Genomic DNA, 20148 nt, shown 5'->3' on the forward strand with positions numbered 1-20148 from the left:
AAGGGCTTTATAATTAAGAAAATTTACGATTAAACTTTAGGTAAAAATGCATTTGAAATTCATTAATTTTTCGTATTTTCGGCGCTACTATTAACTAAAAATAAATACCATTGCCTAACTTATTTCATGAAAACGAATTCGTTTTTAATGTTTTATTTGAAGCAGTATCCGAAGGTGTTGTGGTTGTTGATGAAAATCAGACAATTGTAGCAACCAATTTTGCTGCAGAGCAAATGTTTGGATACGCCAAAAAGGAACTGCAAAACCAGCCTTTAAATATATTAATACCCTCTTCCTATCACGCGGCTCATGGTGATCATTTCAAAAAATTTTATAAAGAATCTTCTGCAAGGAAAATGGGTCAAAACAAAGAGTTGTTTGGCGCCAATAAAAATGGCAATAAATTTCCGGTTGAAGTTGGATTAAATCCGTTTCAAATAAAAGAAAAAACTTTTGTAATGTCTATTATCATAGATATTTCAATCAGAAAAGCTTCCGATGCTAAAATTTTGGAATTGAATGCGCTTTTAGAAAGTAAAATTTCCACAAGAACAACCGAACTTAATAAAACAGTCGCTAATTTAAAAGAAGAAATAGAAAAGCGGGTAAAAGCGGAATCAAAGTTGAGAAATGCACTTAAAAAGGAAAAAGAACTCAACGAACTTAAAACAAAATTTTTATCGTTGGTTTCTCATGAATTTAAAACACCGTTAAGTGGCGTTTTAAACGCTGCTGTTTTGGCAGGAAAATACACTACAACAGACACTCAAGATAAACGAGACAAACACCTACTCACCATTAAAAATAAAGTCCATTATTTAGATGGAATTCTTAACGATTTTTTATCTGTTGAACGACTGGATTCGGGAAAAGTAAGGTATATTTTCAGCAATTTTAAATTAAGTAAGGTGGTAAATGAAGTTATCTACAACGCCAATATGGTGTTAAAAAGTGGACAACACATTAACTATCCGTCAAATATTGACGACATTAATATTTATCAGGATGAAAAAATAGTTGAAGTGATATTGTCAAATTTATTGCACAATGCCATCAAGTATTCTTCTGAAAATACAAAAATAGATTTTAAAATTACGACTAATTCAAAAGGATTTATTTTTGAAATAAAGGATCAGGGTATTGGAATTCCTTATGCGGATCAGAAGCATATTTTCGAAAGATATTTCAGGGCTGAAAATGCACTGACAAATCAGGGAACGGGTATTGGATTAAATATTGTAAAAGGACATTTGGAAAGTTTAGGAGGAACCATAAGATTTATAAGCAAAAAAAACGAAGGCGCTACATTTATTGTAAAATTACCATTAATTAAAGAGAAATGAAAACAATATTAATCATAGAAGACGACACGGTTCTAAGAGAAACTACCGCCGAAATATTGGAATTGGAAAATTACGGGGTAATTACAGCTGCTAATGGTAAACGTGGTATAGAACAAGCTAAAATAATGGTTCCGGATCTTATTATCTGTGATATTATGATGCCAGAATTAGATGGTTATGATGTTTTGAAAACACTTTCAGAAGATGAAAAAACCAAGCGGATTCCATTTATTTTTATGTCGGCCAAAACCGAAATGTTAGATGTTCGAAAAGGAATGGATTTAGGAGCCGATGATTATCTTACGAAGCCTGTAAAAGAAGAACTTTTATTAAGTGCCATTGAAAGCCGGCTGGTGAAATCTGCACTTTTAGAGCAGGCTGAAATTGTTGATAAAACTTCTGGTAAAAAGGAAGATGCCTTTGATGATATTGTAAACATTGAAGATTTAAAAAACTATTTTTGCGATTTTGGAACGACAAAAAACTACAAAAAAGGAGAAGTTATTTATAAGGAAGGTGAATATTCCAACAATGTTTATTTAATTTATAAAGGCAGCGTTAAAAGTTTTAAGTTTAATGAGTTAGGTAAAGAACTTATTATTAATATTCATAAAGCTGATGACTTCTTAGGTTTTTCGGCTATTGTTGAGGACGCTCGCTATTATGAAACCATTATGGCCATGGAAAACACAGAAATCTTAGCCGTTTCCAAAAATATTTTACAACAGATTTTGGAAAATAATTTTAAACTTTCCTTAGAAATATTTCAATTGATAAATGAGAATTTAACAGAAGTTAAAGACCAGTTATTGCAAATGGCTTATGGATCTATGCGAAGAAAAACAGCCATAACCATCTTGAAATTCGCCAAAATGATGAACCGAAATCCCACAAACAGTATTAATATATCGCGTAGAGATCTCGCTGGTGTAGCCGGCATTGCCACAGAAAGTTTAATTAGAACTTTAGCGGATTTTAAAAAGAGCGGTATTCTTGAAATTGAGGGTAGAAATATCAGAATTATTGACCTTGAGAAGTTAGAATCAATTACTTAAGATTTTATTTATTTATTTTAAAAAGAAATTTGATATTTCAAAAATTCACTGATTTATGTCATTTATTATTAATGCGCTGTTGTTTATATTTGCATTAATGGTAAATTAAATGAAAAACGTATTAATCTTAACTAATTTTTCAACCAATTCTTGGAATTCAATAAAATACGCACTCTCCCTATTTAAAAATAAGAGATGCAATTTCTATTTGTTGAATACCACGAAGATTATTGAAAATGTAGCGATTAATAATCAAACATTTGTTCAGAATAAAAAAGAAAAGGATCCAAAAACAGCGTTCGATAAGTTAATGGAGAAGATTTCTTCTTCTCCATTAAAAGGAAAACACGTTTTTATTCCAATTATTACTGATACTGAAATAATTGCAGCAACTAAACTTCAAGTTGAAGAGAAAAACATTGATTTAATAGTCATGAGAACCGATGGAAAGCCTTTTTTTGGAAATATGAAAGAAAATTCCATTTTTGAAAATGTAATTACCAAGGTCAAATGTTCTATTTTGGTTGTGCCAAATGACACGCGTTTTAGAAAGATAAATGAGGTTGCTTTTCCAACAGATTACACCAATTTTAATGAAGCAAATTTATTGCAAAATATTACGGATTTATTAAGGGCCAACCAATCGAAACTTAGGTTTGTTCATCTTGCCAAAAAGGATGAAGTTCTTGACAAAGAGCAACTTTGGAACAAAGAGACCTTGCAGGATTATTTTAAAGACCAATCTGATAGTTTCCATGTGGAGATTAACAAAAATTTTGAAGTTTCCATTGAAAATTTTATAGATAAAATGGGTATAGATCTCATAATTATGGCGGCTAAAAATCTTAATTTATTAGAAGAAATACTCTTTAGACCGCGCATAAATAACGTAAAGTATTATTCCAAAACGCCATTTCTTATACTTCACCAATCAATTAATTAAGTTAGCATACACTATTATTTTTTATCAAACCTATTTACAATTGTATTGAAGTAGTTGTATATTTATGCCATATATATAACCAAACAAAACTTTTCAAAATGAAAAAATTAGTTTTTCTACCTGTTTTTTTATTTCTTTTTATAGGAATAAATGCTCAAAACTCTTTGGTAAAAAATGTAACATTCACAAATATTGGGCCTTCAATTATGAGTGGTCGCGTTGTTGATATTGACGTAAATCCAAACCAGCCAACCGAATTTTATGTGGCTTATGCTTCCGGCGGTTTATGGTATACAAATAATAACGGCACCTCATTTACCGCTGTTGCAGATAATGCGCCAACACAAAATATGGGAGATATTGCGGTTGATTGGAATAGTGGAACTATATGGGTAGGAACAGGCGAGAGCAATTCTTCGCGTTCTTCTTATTCAGGAATTGGAATTTTAAAAAGTACTGACAAAGGCAAAACTTGGGTGAATGCAGGATTAACAGATTCACACCATATTGGCAGAATAATTATCAATAAAAACAATACGGAAGAGGTTGTTGTTGGGGTAATTGGCCATTTATACACTCCTAATGCTGAACGTGGGATTTTTAAAACTATTGATGGAGGGAAAACATGGAACAACGTACTATTTATAAATGAAAATACCGGGATTATAGACATTAGCGCTTCACCTACAAACGCTAATATTTTATATGCCGCTTCATGGGAAAGAGGAAGAAAAGCGTGGGATTTTGATGGTGATGGCGAAAATTCGGCTATTTATAAAAGTAGCGATGCCGGTGCTACCTGGATTAAATTAACTGATGAAAAAAACGGTTTCCCAACAGGAAGCGGAATTGGACGAATTGGACTTGCCGCTTTTAATGATGAGGTTTGTTATGCTTTACTCGACAACCAATATAGAAGGCCAGAAGTAAAAAAAGAGCAAGGTGAAGGTTTGAAAAAGGACGATTTCAAAGAAATGAGTGTCGATGATTTTATAAAATTGGATGATGAAAAGCTAAACGCCTATTTAAAGGATAACGATTTTGACAAAAAACACTCTTCAGAAAGTGTAAAATCTTTGGTTAAAAAAGAGAAAATTCAGCCAAGCGATTTGGCAACTTATTTGGAAGATGCCAACTTTGTTTTGTTAAATTCTGAAGTTATTGGCGCGGAAGTGTATAAATCTGTTGATGGCGGAAAAACATGGCAAAAAACCCACAAAGATTATTTGGATGATGTTTACAGTTCTTACGGCTACTATTTTGGAACCGTAGGCGTAAATATTTCAAATGAAAATAAAATTTATATTGGGGGTGTTCCCTTACTAAAATCGGATGATGGAGGAAAAACATTTAAATCAATCTATAAAGAAAATGTACACTCTGATCACCAAGCCATTTGGGTAAATTCAAAATTAGAAGGCCATTTAATTAACGGAAATGATGGTGGAATTAACATTACTTATGACGATGGTAAAAACTGGATAAAGAATAACCAGCCTGCAGTTGGCCAGTTTTATTCAATAAATGTAGACAATCAGAAGCCTTACCATGTTTATGGAGGTTTGCAGGACAATGGCGTTTGGCACGGGCCAAGTAATTATGAGGCTTCAAAAAGATGGGAAGCAACCGGCAATTATCCTTATAAAAGTATTGGAGGCGGTGATGGAATGCAGGTTCAAATTGACAGTCGTGATCCTAATATTGTATATGCAGGTTCACAATTTGGCTATTATTACCGGGTGAATTTAAAAACCAACGAACGATTAAACATCCATCCCATGCATGAATTGGGCGATGCTCCTTATCGCTATAATTGGCAAACGCCTATTTTATTATCACCTCACAATCAGGATATTTTATATATGGGTGCCAATAAGTTGTTACGTTCTATGAACCAAGGCGAAACTTTTGAAGCAATTTCCAACGATTTAACCACCGGCGGAAAAAAAGGAAATGTGCCTTATGGTACAATCACCGCAATTTCTGAAAGTCCGTTTCAATTTGGCTATATTTATTTGGGAAGCGATGATGGCTATGTAAATGTTACAACAAATAGCGGTGGGAGCTGGACCAGAATTTCAGACAAATTGCCACAAGCGCTTTGGGTTTCTCGCGTTATTGCATCGCAATACGAAAAGGAACGCGTTTATGTGGCATTAAACGGTTACAGAAGCGATGATTTTAAACCGTATGTTTTTGTAAGTGAAAACAGTGGAACAACTTGGAAGAACATAAGCAGTAATCTACCAAATTCACCTGTAAATGTTATAAAAGAAGACACAAAAGATGAAGCAATTTTATACGTGGGAACCGATAATGGCGTTTATGTGAGTTTTGATAAAGGTGAAAATTGGGAATCATTTTCCAAGGGCTTGCCTAAAGTGGCTGTTCATGATTTGGTAATTCAACCTGAAGCAAAAGACTTGGTAATTGGAACGCACGGGCGCTCAATTTATAAAGCAAATATTGCTGATTTACAACAGTTTAATATGATAGAAGACAAGCTGGTAACCATTTTTGAAATTCCGGAGGTTAAACATTCTTTGCGTTGGGGAAGTTCTTGGAGTCAATGGGGGGAAGTTAATGAGCCTAAAATAAGTATTCCTTTTTATGTTTTAAACGAAGGGATTTTTGAGGTAATCATCACTTCAGAAGATGGTATTGAATTAAACAGACTTTCGGTTCAGGCCGATAAAGGATTTAATTATGCTGAATACAATTTGGCTTATTCTGAAAAAGGAAAAACTGCTTATCTGAAAAAACATAAATCGCCTGAAATTAAAAAATCAAAAAACGAAGTGTCTTATTTATTAAAAGGTAAATACTTTGTTAAAATAGGGGAAGCTAAAAAAGCTTTTGAGGTGAAATAAAAACATGAAAAAAAGCGCAGCTTTTATTGTAATTCTTTTTTTAAGCAGTCAATTGAGTGCGCAATCAAATTGGGAGAAATTCTGGAACCTGTCAGCTCCATATAAAAAATGGGTGCTATTTCATCCTTTTAAAGCCAAAAGTGCTTTGGAAGTTTCTCTTGAAGCCACTAGAGTTTCAGATTCTGTTGCCAAAACCGATTTGTTGGATAAAGATATAGCCGGCGGACAAGTAGATGCGTTTAGGCACGCCTACTGGATGGCAAGATTGCGGCAAGAAATTGGAAAACGAGCAGCAATTTCTTTGGGTAGAGCGCATGAGAAGGACAATTACATTACCTATAAAAAACACGAAACAGAAAATGGGATTGTGCCTGACAAAGCATCAAAAGAAATGGATTTGTTCAATAACAATGTTGGATTGAGTTTCACACAAAAAGGGAATTCGGACTCTAAAAACGGACTTACTTATAAAATTGTAAATGCAATTTTAAGTGGTGATTTAAAAATTATTAAAAAAGACAGCATTGGAAATTTTTTAACTTGTGGTGGAGAATTAATAAATTCGGAAGATTTGCTTTATAGTTGGAAAAACAGGAAGTGTTTAATTCCTTCAAACAAATAAATGATTGAACACTTTAAAAGTAAAACACCTAAGATAATTGACGGTTTTTTATTTATAATGCCATTTTAACTTTTTGTTAGTGATACAGTGCATTATATAATTGTAAATTAGCCGAGGTTTTAATATAAAAAATTGTAAAACGCTATGAAAAAAATGATGCTTCTACTTGCCGTATTGGCAAGTTGTAATCTTTTTTCCCAAAACGAATCAACGCTTAAAATTTTCCTAAACTGTAATTATTGCGATATTACCTATATCAAACAAAACTTAGACTATGTTGAGTTTGTTAGAGATCAAAAGGATGCCGATGCCCATTTGCTATTTAGAACGCAAGTAAATGGAAGTGGGGGAACTATATATGAAATTGAATTTATTGGTCAAAACAACTACAGTGAGGTTCAGGATAAAATTACTTTTTCAACAAATTCAGACAGTACTGACAATGAAATAAGAGAGATGATATTGAAATACGCTAAGCTTGGCTTGGTGCGTTACTGGTTAAAAAATGGCGCTCATGATAAAATATCAGTTGAAATGAAAAAGAACGAAGAAGATGTTAAAGAACAAAAAGACGTTTGGAATAATTGGGTTTTTGACTTTGGACTTCGAGGCTATTTTTCTGGACAGGAATCAAATAAAAACCGAAATTTAAATTTTAGTGTTACCGTAAAACAGGTTACAGTTGAAAATAAATTTTATTTAAGAGGAAATTTAAACGATAGTAGATCTGTATATACTTTTGATGGGGCCGATATTATATCAACCCGAAAATCTTCAAGTCTAACTTTATATGATGTAGTTAGTATTAACAATCATTGGTCGACAGGGGTATTTGCTGAAGCTGGTAAATCTACTTATGGTAATAAAGCATTTTACGGTTCCCTAAAACCTGCAATTGAGTACAATTTCTTTTCGTATGAAGAATCTTCTAAAAAACAATTGACGTTAGCCTATAAAGTTGGTGGTATACATACAAATTATAATGAGAGAACCATTTTTAATAAAGAAAAGGAGTTTTTGTGGGAGCATAACCTAAGTTTGGGTGGAATTGTAAAGCAAAACTGGGGTAATATTACAAGTCAGGTGTCCTATGAAAGTTTTTTAAAAAATCCTTCTTTAAATGCATTTTCATTTTATTTGGGAACAAATTTCAGGATTGTAAAAGGACTTTCGTTTAATATTAGCGGAAATTATGACATTACCAATAATCAAATAAATTTGGCTGCGGGTGATTTGTCTTTAGAAGAATTACTATTAAGCCAACAACAGGTAAAATCGGGCTATAATTACTTTTTTAGTGTTGGTTTAAATTATTCGTTCGGATCTATGTTTAATACCATTGTAAATCCCAGATTTAACTTTTAACATTAAAAAAACGCCCAATTTAATTGGGCGTTTTTTCTATTTAATATTTTAATTCCTCCAATTCTTTGAAAGGCGAAAGCTCTAATTTTTCCATAGCATTTCTGTAATTTACCCAATCGGTTTTGTAAAATGCATTAATTTCATCAATAACCTTGCTCACTTTTTCGTCGGCGTTTTTCACTAAAGTAAGTTCGGTTTTTCCGGGTTTTTGCAGTAAGTCATCTACATAATATGCCGCGGTGTATAAATAGGAAATTGTGCTTGGAAATTCAATGGCGGTGATTCCTTGCCGTTTATCTTCTTTGCCCAACATGGCATCTAATAAACCCTCTATTTTTTTAGAAATTTCTGTATGTATCGTAAGCGTGTCTTTCTTACTTTGCTTTTGTTTGGCATCCTTATTTTGGGCCTTAATACGTTTTTGATAATCTTCAACAATTTCTTTTGAAGCCAATAAACGTTTTGTGGCTTCACTGGCAACACCTTTTTTAGCTTCAAGTTGTTTCAGCAAATCATACTTGCTTTTTAAGACTTCAAAAGGCATATCAACTCTTGGATCATAGTCCACTTTTATGATTTCTGAGGCTGTCTGGTTTCCGAAATGAATTTTTATGCCATAAGTTCCAGGTAAAACAGTAACGCCGCCCGGTTCAGAAGCATTTGGTTTTTCTGCTTTTCTTGAAGGTCCTCTTTTCCCTTTTTCGTCTAAATTCCAAAATAACCTATATGCGCCATTTTCCTTTGGTGCTTCTGAAGTAATGCTTCTGATCAATTCATTTTTATCATTATACACCTGAAAGAAAATGGAATCGAATTTCACTGCAGGTTTTTCGGCTTTAACAGCATCTTCTTCAGAATTATTTTTTGAATCTTTTTTCTTTTTGTCTGAAATTATTTCTGATTTTTTGGTTTCAGGCCGATTGATGCTATACGTAATCATTGCACCACGTGGTTTGTTTTCGCCATTAAAAATTGCGTTGGCGCCAAATCGTGTTCCTGAAGCTTCTTGATTTTGAGTAATAAAAGCGTTTGGAGGCGTAAATAAATATAAAGGGATGTCCAAAATAGCTTTCCCTTCTTTTGCCATTGCCCTAAAAGGCCTAATATCATCTAAAACATAAATGGCTCGGCCAAAAGTAGCAATAATTAAATCAAGTTCTCTGGGATGAATTGCTAAATCCATAGTTGAAACAGTTGGATAATTGTTGGTCCATTTTGTCCATGTTTTACCTTCATCAATGCTTATATACAGTCCGTTTTCTGTTCCCAGAAAAAGCAGATTGGGAACTTCTAAATCTTGCGCTAATGAAAGGGAATATCCGAAGACTTCATCTTTTTCAGCCAATAGATTTTCCCAGGTTTTTCCGAAATCTCGTGTTCTGAATAAATAAGGTTTAAAATCGAATTGTCGGTAATTGTTTACGACCGCATACGCTTCACCCTTATTAAATTTTGAAGTTCGTATTTGCGCTACCCAACTTTCTTTAGGCATTCCCTTTATATTTTTGGAAACATTAGTCCAATTAGTTCCTCCGTCTATAGTCAGCTGAATATTTCCATCATCTGTACCAACCCAAAGCATATTTTCGTCTAAGATACTTGGTTCAATAGCTAAAATAGTACAATGATTTTCTGCCCCAGTGGCATCCATAGTAAGACCGCCACTTTCATGCTGTTTTTGTTTTTCTTTATTATTTGTTGTCAAATCGGGCGAAATGATTTCCCATGTAAATCCTTTATCAGTTGATTTATGCACAAACTGACTTCCAAAATAAATAGTTTCATTATCAAAAGGATTCATGGCAATAGCAGAATTCCAATTGAAACGAAGTTTTATGTCTGGGTCTGGATGTGTTGGTTTAATGTTTTTTGTATTTCCAGTGATTCTATCATATCTTCCTACAGAGCCTTGTTGAGACATCGCATAGCCAAAGCGCGAATCTTTTGGATCTGGAACCACATCGAAACCATCTCCAAACATTAACTCTTGCCAATAAGAATTTCTGATTCCTTGAGATTTCAACACATAAGCTGGTCCGCCCCATGAACCGTTATCTTGCATTCCTCCATACACATTATAAGGAAATTCCATATCTACATTAACATGATAAAATTGACCAATCGGTAAATTTTCCACAAAGCGCCAGGTTTTGCCGAAATCTCTAGTGATGTTCAATCCACCATCATTTCCATCAATCATAAAATTTGGTTTGTTGGGATGAATATACCAAGCGTGATGATCTGGGTGAACGCCAACTGAAGTTCCATAAGCAGGCATTAACTGCTGAAAAGATTTTCCGCCATCTTCACTCACATTTACATAGGTAAAAACTGAATAAATCCGATTTTCATTTATTGGATCAACATAAATATCTGCATAATAAAACGGACGGTTTCCAATACCATCCGGACCTCTTCCGCTCGATTTATCGTTTACCATTTTCCAATGTTCTCCGCCATCTTCAGATTTATATAGCGCATTTTTTTTGGCTTCAACTAAAGCATATACAAATTTTTTGTTACTTGGTGCAATTGCCAAACCTATTCTTCCTAAATTTCCTTCAGGCAATCCTTCTTTATCTGTTAATTTTTTCCAATTTTCGCCGCCATCATAAGTTATATATAACCCGGAGCCTTCTCCTCCAGAGTTAAATGTCCAAGGTTTTCGCTGATGTTCCCACATTGCGGCAATTAATTTATTTGGATTTGTAGGGTCAACCACCAAATCTGAACAGCCTGTTTTGTTATTTATAAACAATGATTTTGTCCAGGTTTTTCCGCCATCGGTGGTTTTAAAAACGCCACGTTCAGGATGTTCTCCCCAAGGAGAACCAATTGCGCCTACATAAACTGTGTTAGGATTGTCTTTATCAATAATAATTTTATGGATATTTCGTGTTTTTTCTAAACCCATCAATTTCCAGGTTTTTCCGGCATCTAAACTTTTATACAAACCGTAACCACCTGAAACACTATTTCTTGGATTTCCTTCACCGGTTCCCACCCAAATTACATCAGGATTGCTTTGCTGAATTGCCACTGCGCCAATCGACGCCACAGCTTCCTTATCAAAAATAGGAGCCCAATCAATACCTCCGCTTTCAGATTTCCATAATCCGCCTGAAGCACTTCCTACATAAATAATATTGGGATTATCAGTTACTGCGTCAATGGCGGTTACCCTGCCGCTCATTCCTGCTGGGCCAACAGAACGTGTTTTAAAATCTTCAAATTTTTTAATCTCAAATTGTTGCGCATTTGAAACAAGTGAAGCAAATAAAAGTAGGATAACGAGTTTTTTCATAAGAATACGATTTTTTATAAATGATGATTATACGAAGTTATCACTTTTTTAAATTAAAGTTCTTATAACCATTCTAAATAAACAATTACGCTTAAATTATTTTTCCAGATGTTTCCATACAAAAAATGAAATAGTATCTTTGTTACTTTCTAAAAATTTATATTAAAAATGAGCGGATTTTTATCTTCATCAATCGCAAGGAAAGTAGCGATGGCTTTATCTGCACTTTTCCTTATTATTTTCTTACTTATTCATTTAACGGTTAATATAACTTCATTATTCAGTGAAAATATATTTAATGAATTGTCCCATTTTATGGGAACTAATTTTTTAATACAGTTTTTAATGCAGCCCGTTTTAATTTTTGGCGTTGTTTTTCACTTTGTGATGGGATTTGTGTTAGAGATAAAGAATAGAGGCGCAAGAAGTGTTAAATATGTTAAATACAATGGTGCTGCGAATGCCTCTTGGATGTCAAGAAATATGGCAATTAGCGGTGGGGTTATTTTAGCCTTTATTGTATTGCACTTTATTGATTTTTGGTTCCCTGAAATGAACCACAAATACATTGAATTTTTACCGGAAGACCCTACAAGGTATTTTGCGGAATTGCAACACAAATTTACGGATCCTTTAAGGGTAGGAGCTTATGTAATTTCCTTTGTTTTACTGGCATTGCACTTATTACATGGTTTTCAATCGGCATTTCAATCTGTGGGTTTAAATAAATATACAAAATGTGTAAAAACATTGGGTAAAATTTATGCGATAGCCATTCCATTAGGATTTATTACCATAGCATTGTTTCATTATTTCAGTCAATTAAACCATTAATCTTATAAAATTATGACGACTTTAAATTCAAGAATACCAGAAGGTCCAATAAAAGATAAATGGACATTATATAAAGATAAAATTAACTTGGTGAACCCAGCCAATAAACGTAATATAGATATTATTGTTATTGGAACAGGTTTGGCGGGAGGTTCTGCTGCTGCTACTTTAGCAGAGTTAGGCTATAGCGTAAAAGCATTTGCATATCAGGATTCGCCTCGTAGAGCGCATTCGATTGCTGCTCAAGGAGGAATCAATGCTTCAAAAAATTATATGGGTGATGGTGATTCAAACTATCGCTTATTTTATGACACCGTTAAAGGTGGTGATTACCGTTCACGTGAAGCGAATGTATACCGATTGGCAGAAGTATCAGGAAACATTATTGATCAATGTGTAGCACAAGGAGTTCCTTTTGCCCGTGATTATGGTGGATTGCTGGACAATCGTTCATTTGGTGGCGTGTTAGTATCGCGTACTTTTTATGCGAAAGGACAAACAGGTCAGCAATTGTTACTAGGTGCTTATTCAGCAATGAATCGCCAAATTGCCCGCGGTAAAATAGAAATGTTTAACCGTCACGAAATGTTGGATGTGGTGAAAATTGACGGAAAAGCAAGAGGTATTATCGCTCGTAATTTGATTACCGGCGAAATTGAACGTCATTCGGCGCATGCGGTTGTTATTGCAACCGGAGGTTATGGAAACGTTTATTTCTTATCAACAAACGCCATGGGATCTAATGCAACTGCTGCATGGAAAATTCATAAAAAAGGAGCGTTTTTTGCAAATCCTTGTTTCACGCAAATTCATCCAACGTGTATTCCACGATCGGGAGATTATCAGTCAAAATTAACATTGATGTCTGAATCATTGCGTAATGATGGTCGAATTTGGGTTCCTGCAAAATTAGAAGATGCGAAAGCAATTCAACAAAAGAAATTAAAACCAATTCAAATTACTGAAGAAAACAGAGATTATTTCTTAGAAAGAAGATATCCTGCATTTGGAAACTTGGTGCCTCGTGATGTGGCTTCAAGAGCGGCAAAAGAACGTTGTGATGCTGGTTTTGGTGTAAATGCAACAGGTGAAGCGGTTTATTTAGATTTTGCGGCAGCTATAAAACGATATGGAACGGAACAAGCTAAAATACATGGAATTCACAATGCCACAATAGAAAAAATCACGGAATTAGGAGAAGCTGTTATTGAAGAAAAATACGGAAACTTATTCCAGATGTATGAGAAAATCATTGATGAAAATCCTTACAAAACGCCAATGATGATTTATCCTGCAACACACTATACAATGGGCGGTGTTTGGGTAGATTATAATTTAATGACTACTGTTCCGGGCTTGTACTGCATTGGTGAAGCAAACTTCTCTGATCACGGTGCAAACAGATTGGGTGCTTCTGCATTAATGCAGGGATTGGCCGACGGATATTTTGTATTGCCTTATACCATTGGTGATTATTTGGCTGATGATATCAGAACCGGAAAAATAAAAACAGATTCCCCTGAATTTGATGAAGCTGAAAAATCGGTTAAAAGCCAGTTGGATTTCTTTATCAACAATAAAGGAACAAATACCGTAGATTATTACCATAAAAAATTAGGTTTGGTAATGTGGAATAAAGTTGGAATGGCTCGTAATGAAAAGCATTTAAAAGAAGCCATCACAGAAATTCGGGAAATTAGAGAAGATTTCTGGAAAAACGTAAAAGTTCCAGGCAGTTTGAACGAATTTAATCAAGAGCTTGAAAAAGCGGGCAGAGTTGCCGATTTCTTAGAATTGGGTGAGTTGTTTGCAAAAGATGCTTTGGAACGCGAAGAATCTTGCGGAGGTCATTTCCGGGAAGAACATGTAACAGAAGACGGGGAAGCTAAAAGAGATGATAAGAATTTCGCTTATGTTGCCGCATGGGAATATACAGGGAAACCTAGTGAGGCTATTCTGCACAAAGAAGAATTAGAATTTAAAGATATCGAATTAAAAACTCGTTCATACAAATAAGAAGACATTATGAATTTAACGTTAAAAATTTGGAGACAAAAAGGACCACAAGACAAAGGTCAAATGGTCGAATATAAAGTAACTGATATTTCAGAACACATGTCATTTTTAGAAATGATGGACGTTTTAAATGAAAGTCTGGTTGCAAAAGATATAGAACCGATAGCTTTTGATCACGACTGTAGAGAAGGTATTTGCGGAATGTGTTCTTTACAAATTAATGGAGAGGCTCATGGTCCGGACAGAGGTATTACCACCTGTCAATTACACATGCGAATGTTTAAAGATGGTGATACTATTTTTATAGAACCTTTTAGAGCAAACGCTTTTCCGGTAATTAAAGATCTAGTGGTTGACCGTATGGCTTTTGAGCGTATTCAACAAGCTGGTGGATATATTTCCGTGAACACATCGGGAAATACACAAGACGCAAATTCAATCCCAATTTCTAAGCATAATGCAGATTTATCCATGGATGCTGCTTCTTGTATAGGTTGCGGAGCTTGTGTTGCGAGTTGTAAAAACTCAAGTGCAATGTTATTTGTTGCGGCAAAGGTTTCACAATTTGCCTTATTGCCACAAGGTAAAATTGAAGCAAAAGACCGAGTAATGAATATGGTTGCTCAAATGGATTTGGAAGGTTTTGGAAACTGTACCAATACCGGTGCCTGCGAAGTTGAATGTCCAAAAGGAATTTCAATTGAAAATATTGCGCGTTTGAATCGAGAATATTTAGCGGCGACTATTTAGCATAAATCATACTTTAATTTTTAAATAAAGCCCAAAAGAACTTTCTTTTGGGTTTTTTAATTGATGATTAAATATTGCCAAACATCCGTAAAATAAACGGAGTATTTTTTCCAAAAGGTTTTAAAGATTTCATCATTTAAAATTTAATGCAGCAAGTTGGTTAAATTTACAGTAATCGCTGTAAAATAATCGCAGTTTTTATTTTTAAAATGCACCTAACTTCTGGTTTAACCCTTAAAACATCTATTTATTTCAATTAAAACTTTACTTTTGAGTATCAATAAATGTAATTATGTCCGACTTTAAAGTTTCTTTACATTCAAAACTTCCCGCTATTAAAACCAGTATTTTTAGCATTATGAGCGGTTTGGCAGCAAAAGAAAATGCGCTAAACTTATCGCAAGGATTTCCAAATTTTGAGAGTGATCCAATATTGATTGAATTGGTAAATAAAGCAATGAAAAATGGTAAAAATCAATATGCTCCAATGCCGGGTATTTTTAGTTTAAGGGAAGCTATTGCTAAAAAAATGGAAAATTTGTATGGAATTTCTTACAATCCGGAAACGGAAATAACCATTACGGCAGGTGCAACGCAGGCTATATTTACGGCTATTGCGGCAACCGTTGGAAAAGATGATGAAGTCATTATTTTTAAACCTGCTTATGACAGTTATGAACCGTCTATTGAATTGTTTGGAGGAAAAACAATAGCCGTTCAGTTAAATCCGGAAGATTTCAAGATAGATTGGGAAAAAGTAAAAGGATTGATTACCGATAAAACCAAGATGATTATCATTAATTCTCCACACAATCCTTCGGGCAGAATTTTATCAAAAGCGGATATGCTGCAGTTGGAAGCGTTGTTAAAAAACACCAACATTTTGTTGTTGAGTGATGAGGTTTATGAGCATATTATATTTGATGGTGAAAAGCATCAATCGGCTTCCTTATTTCCTTCTTTGGCCGAAAGAACATTTATTACGGCTTCCTTCGGAAAAACATTTCACAATACCGGATGGAAGGTGGGTTATTGTGTTGCTCCGTCTTATTTAACAGAAGAATTTAGAAAAGTGCATCAGTTTAATGTGTTTAGCGTAAATCATCCAACACAAGTTGCACTGACCGAATATTTAAAAAATCCCAATCGTTATTTGGAGTTAGGTAGTTTTTATCAGCAAAAAAGAGATTTGTTTTTGAGTTTAATTAAAGATTCCCGATTCGATTTTAAATCTTCAAAGGGAACATATTTTCAATTGTTGAATTTCTCAAAAATAACCGATGAAAGTGATGTTGATTTTGCTGTAAGATTGACCAAAGAACAAAAAATGGCGTCAATACCAATTTCGGTATTTAATGAAGCCAATTTAGACACAAAAGTTTTGCGCTTTTGTTTCGCTAAAACAGAGGAGACTTTAAAAAAAGCAGCAGATATTTTGTGTTCCATTTAATGAGTATTTTTGTAAAAAATTAAAATTTTGAATCATGAAAAAAATGAAATAAATAGCAGTCTTGATCTTTTTATTTACAATTACGATTGTTCAAGCACAAAAAATAGAATATAATGGGGTGCAATATGTGGTTAAAAGAGATGTGATATTTATGAATGGCAAAGACATTACAAGTTCCTTGTCACTAGAACAACAGGTAAACATTAAGAATAAACTAAGTCAACAACTATTGGCTGAGGAAAAACTAAATGCTGCCGAAAAAGCTCAAAATAAAGCTGAACAGAAGATGAGAGCAGCTGAAAAAAAGATGAAAAGAGCCGAAAAAGAGCTTAAAAAAAAAGGAAACTGCACAAAAGAATTATACAGCAGCTCAAAAGCAATATGAAAAGGAACTTAAAAAACATGAAAAGCTAAGTAAGAAAGGTAAATTATCTCTAAATGATGAAGAAAAATGGAAAAAGAAATTAGAGGGTTTGAAAAATAAAACTGAGAAACTAAAAAGAAAAATGTAACAAAATTTAGATGCTTTTTATGCAAAACAACCTTAAGGTAGTCATCATACAGGCTAATTTAGTATGGGAGAATCCCATTCAAAACCGATTGAATTTTACAGAGAAAATTAATCAAATTAAAGAGCAGGTTGATTTAATTATTTTGCCGGAAATGTTTACCACAGGTTTTAGCATGCAACCTCAAAAAATTGGGGATACCATGCACGGTGAAACGGTTAAATGGATGCGAAAAATTGCTTCTGAAAAAGATACGGCAATTACCGGAAGCGTTATTATTTTTGAGAATAATAATTTTTATAACCGATTTTTATTTGTTCACCCTTCAGGAGAAATCAATTTTTACGACAAACGACATTTATTTACGTTGGCCGGAGAAGATAAGGTATATGAGAGTGGGAAAGAAAAGTTAATTGTGAATTACAAGGGATGGAAAATTTGTCCGTTGGTTTGTTACGATTTACGATTCCCTGTTTGGGCTCGAAATGTAGAAGCGTATGATTTGTTAATTTATGTTGCCAATTGGCCAAAAACAAGAATAGCAGCTTGGGACACCTTGTTAAAAGCGAGAGCCATTGAAAATATGTGTTACACCATTGGCGTAAACAGGGTAGGCGTTGATGCCAATAATTATGAATACAACGGTCATTCGGCGGCGCTTAACAGTTTGGGTGAACAAGTTGTTGAAACGCAAGAAAAGCAGGAGGAAACTGTCGTTTTTACTTTGGATAAAAATCACATTTCTGAAATAAGAAACAAACTTGGCTTTTTAAATGACAGAGATATTTTTGAAATTGAATGCCAATAAATTTACGTTATTATTTTAAATTAAAGGATTCAACCATTTAAATGGATACTTTGTATCAGGAACCACAATACGTTCCGTAATTCGATACATACGTTCGGGTAATTTCAATAAATATTCCCTTGCTTTTTCGGCTTCATCAGTCAATCCGGTAATTTTATCGATAGCCCAAGTGTCATTTAGTTTTTTAATGATATCAACATAATCGAAACCGGTGTAAACACCTGCGCGTTGCGCTACGGTAGAAAATTGACTAAAGAGTGTTCCTTTTTCTTCATATGAATGCCTTAGGTGATACGCAGGCATCACTATTTTATGTTTCATCATATATTGAAAAGCCAGCATCATTTCACTTGGGTCATATTTGAAAATTTGTTTCACAAATTCCGTATAAGCCAAATGGTGACGCATTTCATCGCCTGCAATAATTTTAGACATTTTCGCCAAAAGGGTATGTCCGTTTTTACGTGCAATTTTTGCCACATTATTATGGGAAATATAGGTCGCCAATTCCTGAAAACTGGTATAAACAAAATTTTTGTAGGGATCGCGACCGGTTCCAATATCCATTCCGTCAGCGATTAAATGTTGGGTGGTAATTTCAACTTCGCGCATATTTACCCTGCCTGATAAATAGATGTATTTGTTCAAAACATCACCATGTCTGTTTTCTTCACTAGTCCATGCCCTTATCCATTTGGCCCAGCCATTATCGCCTCCGTTATTGCTGTGTTGTGAAATACCGTCAATATCGAGTAACCAGGATTCGTATGTTGGCAATGCTTCTTCAGTAATGGTATCTCCAACCAAAACCGTCCAGAAATCATCATCCAATTCTTTCGAAATTTCTCTGATTTCTTTTACTTCTTCAATAAATTTTTCGCTTTGGGAATTTGGAAGAAAGTCTGTTGGTTGCCAAATTTTTTCTGGAGCTATCAAAAACTTTTCAACAAAGGTATCGATGCTTTTTTCTAAGGTCAGCATCACTTCTAACCTGATATTGTTTAACGACATGTTCTTTAATTTAGTAGTAGATCGCTAAATTACAGCATTTTTAACGGTATTTTCAACTTTTTCAAAAAGTTTAACAAATTCTAGGGAATCGGCTTTGATGGGTTCATGAAGTTCAAAAGTAATTTTTACGCCAACTTCTAACGGAAACATACCGTATCTATTGAGTTTCCAGCAATTATTAATGGTCATTGGAATCACATAGGCGGAAGGCGTAAATTTGGTAAGCATTTTAAGTCCGTTTTCAGAAAATCGTTTGGGCACGCCATCTTTACTTCTGGTTCCTTCGGGAAAAATAACCGCTGAATAGTTGTTTTTTTCGATGTATTGACCAAATTCTTTGAGGGCGGTTAAAGCCTGGCGGGAATCATTTCTGTCGATTAAAACGGAACCGCCATGGGTTAAATTATACGAAACGCTTGGAATTCCTTTTCCCAATTCAACCTTTGATACAAATTTTGGATGGTATTTTCTCATAAACCATGAAATAGGAGAAATATCATTCATGCTTTGATGATTTGACACAATAATTAAGGGTGCATTTTTCGGAATTGGGTATTTGCTGATAAATTTTATACGCGTTCCCAAAATATAGAGAAGGTAGGTAAAAGTACCATTCATGATATCTACCGCTATTTTATGGCCACGATATTTTCCAAGGTTATAACCAAGCCACTGCAGAACATGAAAAATAAGCAACCCCACCCCATAAAACAGGTAGAAGATAACTGAGAGGAAGTAGGACAATGCTTTTTTCATAATTAAAAAAAACCCGAAGCTATGATGCTTCGGGCACTAATTTTATTAGTTAGAGAACCATAAATCCCAAGGAATTACCGCAAGAATAAGGAGCAAGGCAATACCATAAAAAATAGAAATTGTTTTAAATTTCCCGGCATCTGTTGTTTTCTTTTTGTGTTTTGAAAATCCGATGGTAATTAAAGCAATGGCAATAAGAATCATTAATGGGTGCTCAATCAATGGTTTTCTAAGTTCGCTGTTTTTCATGACATCACCCATTCCTAAACTTCGCATTGTTTCATAATAGGTTGAAGTATAATAGACGATAAAGCCAAATATAAGTTGAATATGAGCAGTAATTAAGGCAAATAATGAAATGCGTAAATCTTTAGCTTTGAATTCTTTTTTTGAAGTTAATCCTATGGCTGCGTTTACAACTGCAGCAATAAGGATAATTAGTACAAGGTAAGCCCAATAAGAGTGAATCATTTTAGTCATAGTAGATAGTTTTAGTTGAATGCAAAAATAGG

General features: G+C 34.2%; 16 protein-coding genes. 12 read left to right on the top strand and 4 right to left on the bottom strand.

What is annotated here, in order from left to right; translation table 11 throughout:
• Positions 1-110 precede the first annotated feature (110 nt).
• From ABY285_RS07100 to ABY285_RS07125, 6 genes are all read left to right on the top strand, one after another.
• Positions 111-1343 (top strand): ATP-binding protein, encoded by a 1233-nt coding sequence (locus ABY285_RS07100; RefSeq protein ID WP_372768481.1) that lies wholly within the window; start codon positions 111-113, stop codon positions 1341-1343.
• Entirely contained in the window at positions 1340-2398 is a 1059-nt protein-coding gene (locus tag ABY285_RS07105; RefSeq protein ID WP_372768483.1) for a response regulator, read from the top strand. Before ABY285_RS07100 ends, ABY285_RS07105 begins: the two co-directional genes overlap by 4 nt.
• Before the next feature lie 109 nt (positions 2399-2507).
• A complete protein-coding gene (locus ABY285_RS07110) occupies positions 2508-3341 on the top strand; it encodes a universal stress protein (protein WP_372768485.1) in 834 nt (277 codons plus the stop codon).
• Positions 3342-3439: 98 nt separating this feature from the next.
• Positions 3440-6211, top strand: coding sequence for a glycosyl hydrolase (locus tag ABY285_RS07115; RefSeq protein ID WP_372768487.1), 2772 nt, complete (start codon positions 3440-3442; stop codon positions 6209-6211).
• Between the two features lie 4 nt (positions 6212-6215).
• Entirely contained in the window at positions 6216-6833 is a 618-nt protein-coding gene (locus ABY285_RS07120) for a hypothetical protein (protein WP_372768489.1), read from the top strand.
• 144 nt (positions 6834-6977) lie between these two features.
• Positions 6978-8198 carry a hypothetical protein gene (locus ABY285_RS07125; protein ID WP_372768491.1) on the top strand — a complete coding sequence of 407 codons (1221 nt, stop codon included), beginning with the start codon at positions 6978-6980 and terminating at the stop codon, positions 8196-8198.
• Between the two features lie 40 nt (positions 8199-8238).
• On the opposite strand, the gene ABY285_RS07130 is transcribed toward ABY285_RS07125, so the two are convergent.
• Positions 8239-11502: a WD40/YVTN/BNR-like repeat-containing protein gene (locus ABY285_RS07130; protein ID WP_372768493.1), complete on the bottom strand. Its 3264-nt coding sequence runs from the start codon at positions 11500-11502 to the stop codon at positions 8239-8241.
• Between the two features lie 168 nt (positions 11503-11670).
• Between ABY285_RS07130 and ABY285_RS07135 the strand changes: the two genes are divergently transcribed.
• The 6 genes from ABY285_RS07135 to ABY285_RS07160 all read left to right on the top strand — a co-directional run bounded on the left by ABY285_RS07135 (position 11671) and on the right by ABY285_RS07160 (position 17869).
• The gene (locus ABY285_RS07135; RefSeq protein ID WP_372768495.1) at positions 11671-12336 is read left to right on the top strand and encodes a succinate dehydrogenase cytochrome b subunit; all 666 of its coding nucleotides are present in this window, start codon (positions 11671-11673) and stop codon (positions 12334-12336) included.
• Positions 12337-12348: 12 nt separating this feature from the next.
• Positions 12349-14352: a fumarate reductase/succinate dehydrogenase flavoprotein subunit gene (locus ABY285_RS07140; protein WP_372768497.1), complete on the top strand. Its 2004-nt coding sequence runs from the start codon at positions 12349-12351 to the stop codon at positions 14350-14352.
• 9 nt (positions 14353-14361) lie between these two features.
• Positions 14362-15102, top strand: a complete 741-nt coding sequence (locus ABY285_RS07145; RefSeq protein WP_372768499.1) for a succinate dehydrogenase/fumarate reductase iron-sulfur subunit — start codon at positions 14362-14364, stop codon at positions 15100-15102.
• Positions 15103-15394: 292 nt separating this feature from the next.
• On the top strand, positions 15395-16552 hold the full coding sequence (locus tag ABY285_RS07150; RefSeq protein WP_372768501.1) for a methionine aminotransferase: 1158 nt from the start codon (positions 15395-15397) through the stop codon (positions 16550-16552).
• Positions 16553-16613: 61 nt separating this feature from the next.
• Positions 16614-16937: a hypothetical protein gene (locus ABY285_RS07155; RefSeq protein ID WP_372768503.1), complete on the top strand. Its 324-nt coding sequence runs from the start codon at positions 16614-16616 to the stop codon at positions 16935-16937.
• A gap of 146 nt (positions 16938-17083) precedes the next feature.
• Positions 17084-17869, top strand: a complete 786-nt coding sequence (locus tag ABY285_RS07160) for an amidohydrolase (protein WP_372768505.1) — start codon at positions 17084-17086, stop codon at positions 17867-17869.
• 15 nt (positions 17870-17884) lie between these two features.
• Here ABY285_RS07160 and ABY285_RS07165 read toward each other — a convergent pair whose 3' ends face one another.
• The 3 genes from ABY285_RS07165 to ABY285_RS07175 are packed head-to-tail and all read right to left on the bottom strand — an operon-like array spanning position 17885 to position 20116.
• On the bottom strand, positions 17885-18880 hold the full coding sequence (locus ABY285_RS07165) for an acyl-ACP desaturase (RefSeq protein ID WP_372768506.1): 996 nt from the start codon (positions 18878-18880) through the stop codon (positions 17885-17887).
• Positions 18881-18904: 24 nt separating this feature from the next.
• Positions 18905-19636 carry a lysophospholipid acyltransferase family protein gene (locus ABY285_RS07170; protein ID WP_372768508.1) on the bottom strand — a complete coding sequence of 244 codons (732 nt, stop codon included), beginning with the start codon at positions 19634-19636 and terminating at the stop codon, positions 18905-18907.
• Positions 19637-19681: 45 nt separating this feature from the next.
• Entirely contained in the window at positions 19682-20116 is a 435-nt protein-coding gene (locus tag ABY285_RS07175) for a hypothetical protein (protein WP_372768510.1), read from the bottom strand.
• Between the last annotated feature and the right edge of the window lie 32 nt (positions 20117-20148).

The organism is Lutibacter sp., from assembly GCF_041555395.1.
In the GTDB taxonomy this organism is placed as follows: domain Bacteria; phylum Bacteroidota; class Bacteroidia; order Flavobacteriales; family Flavobacteriaceae; genus Lutibacter.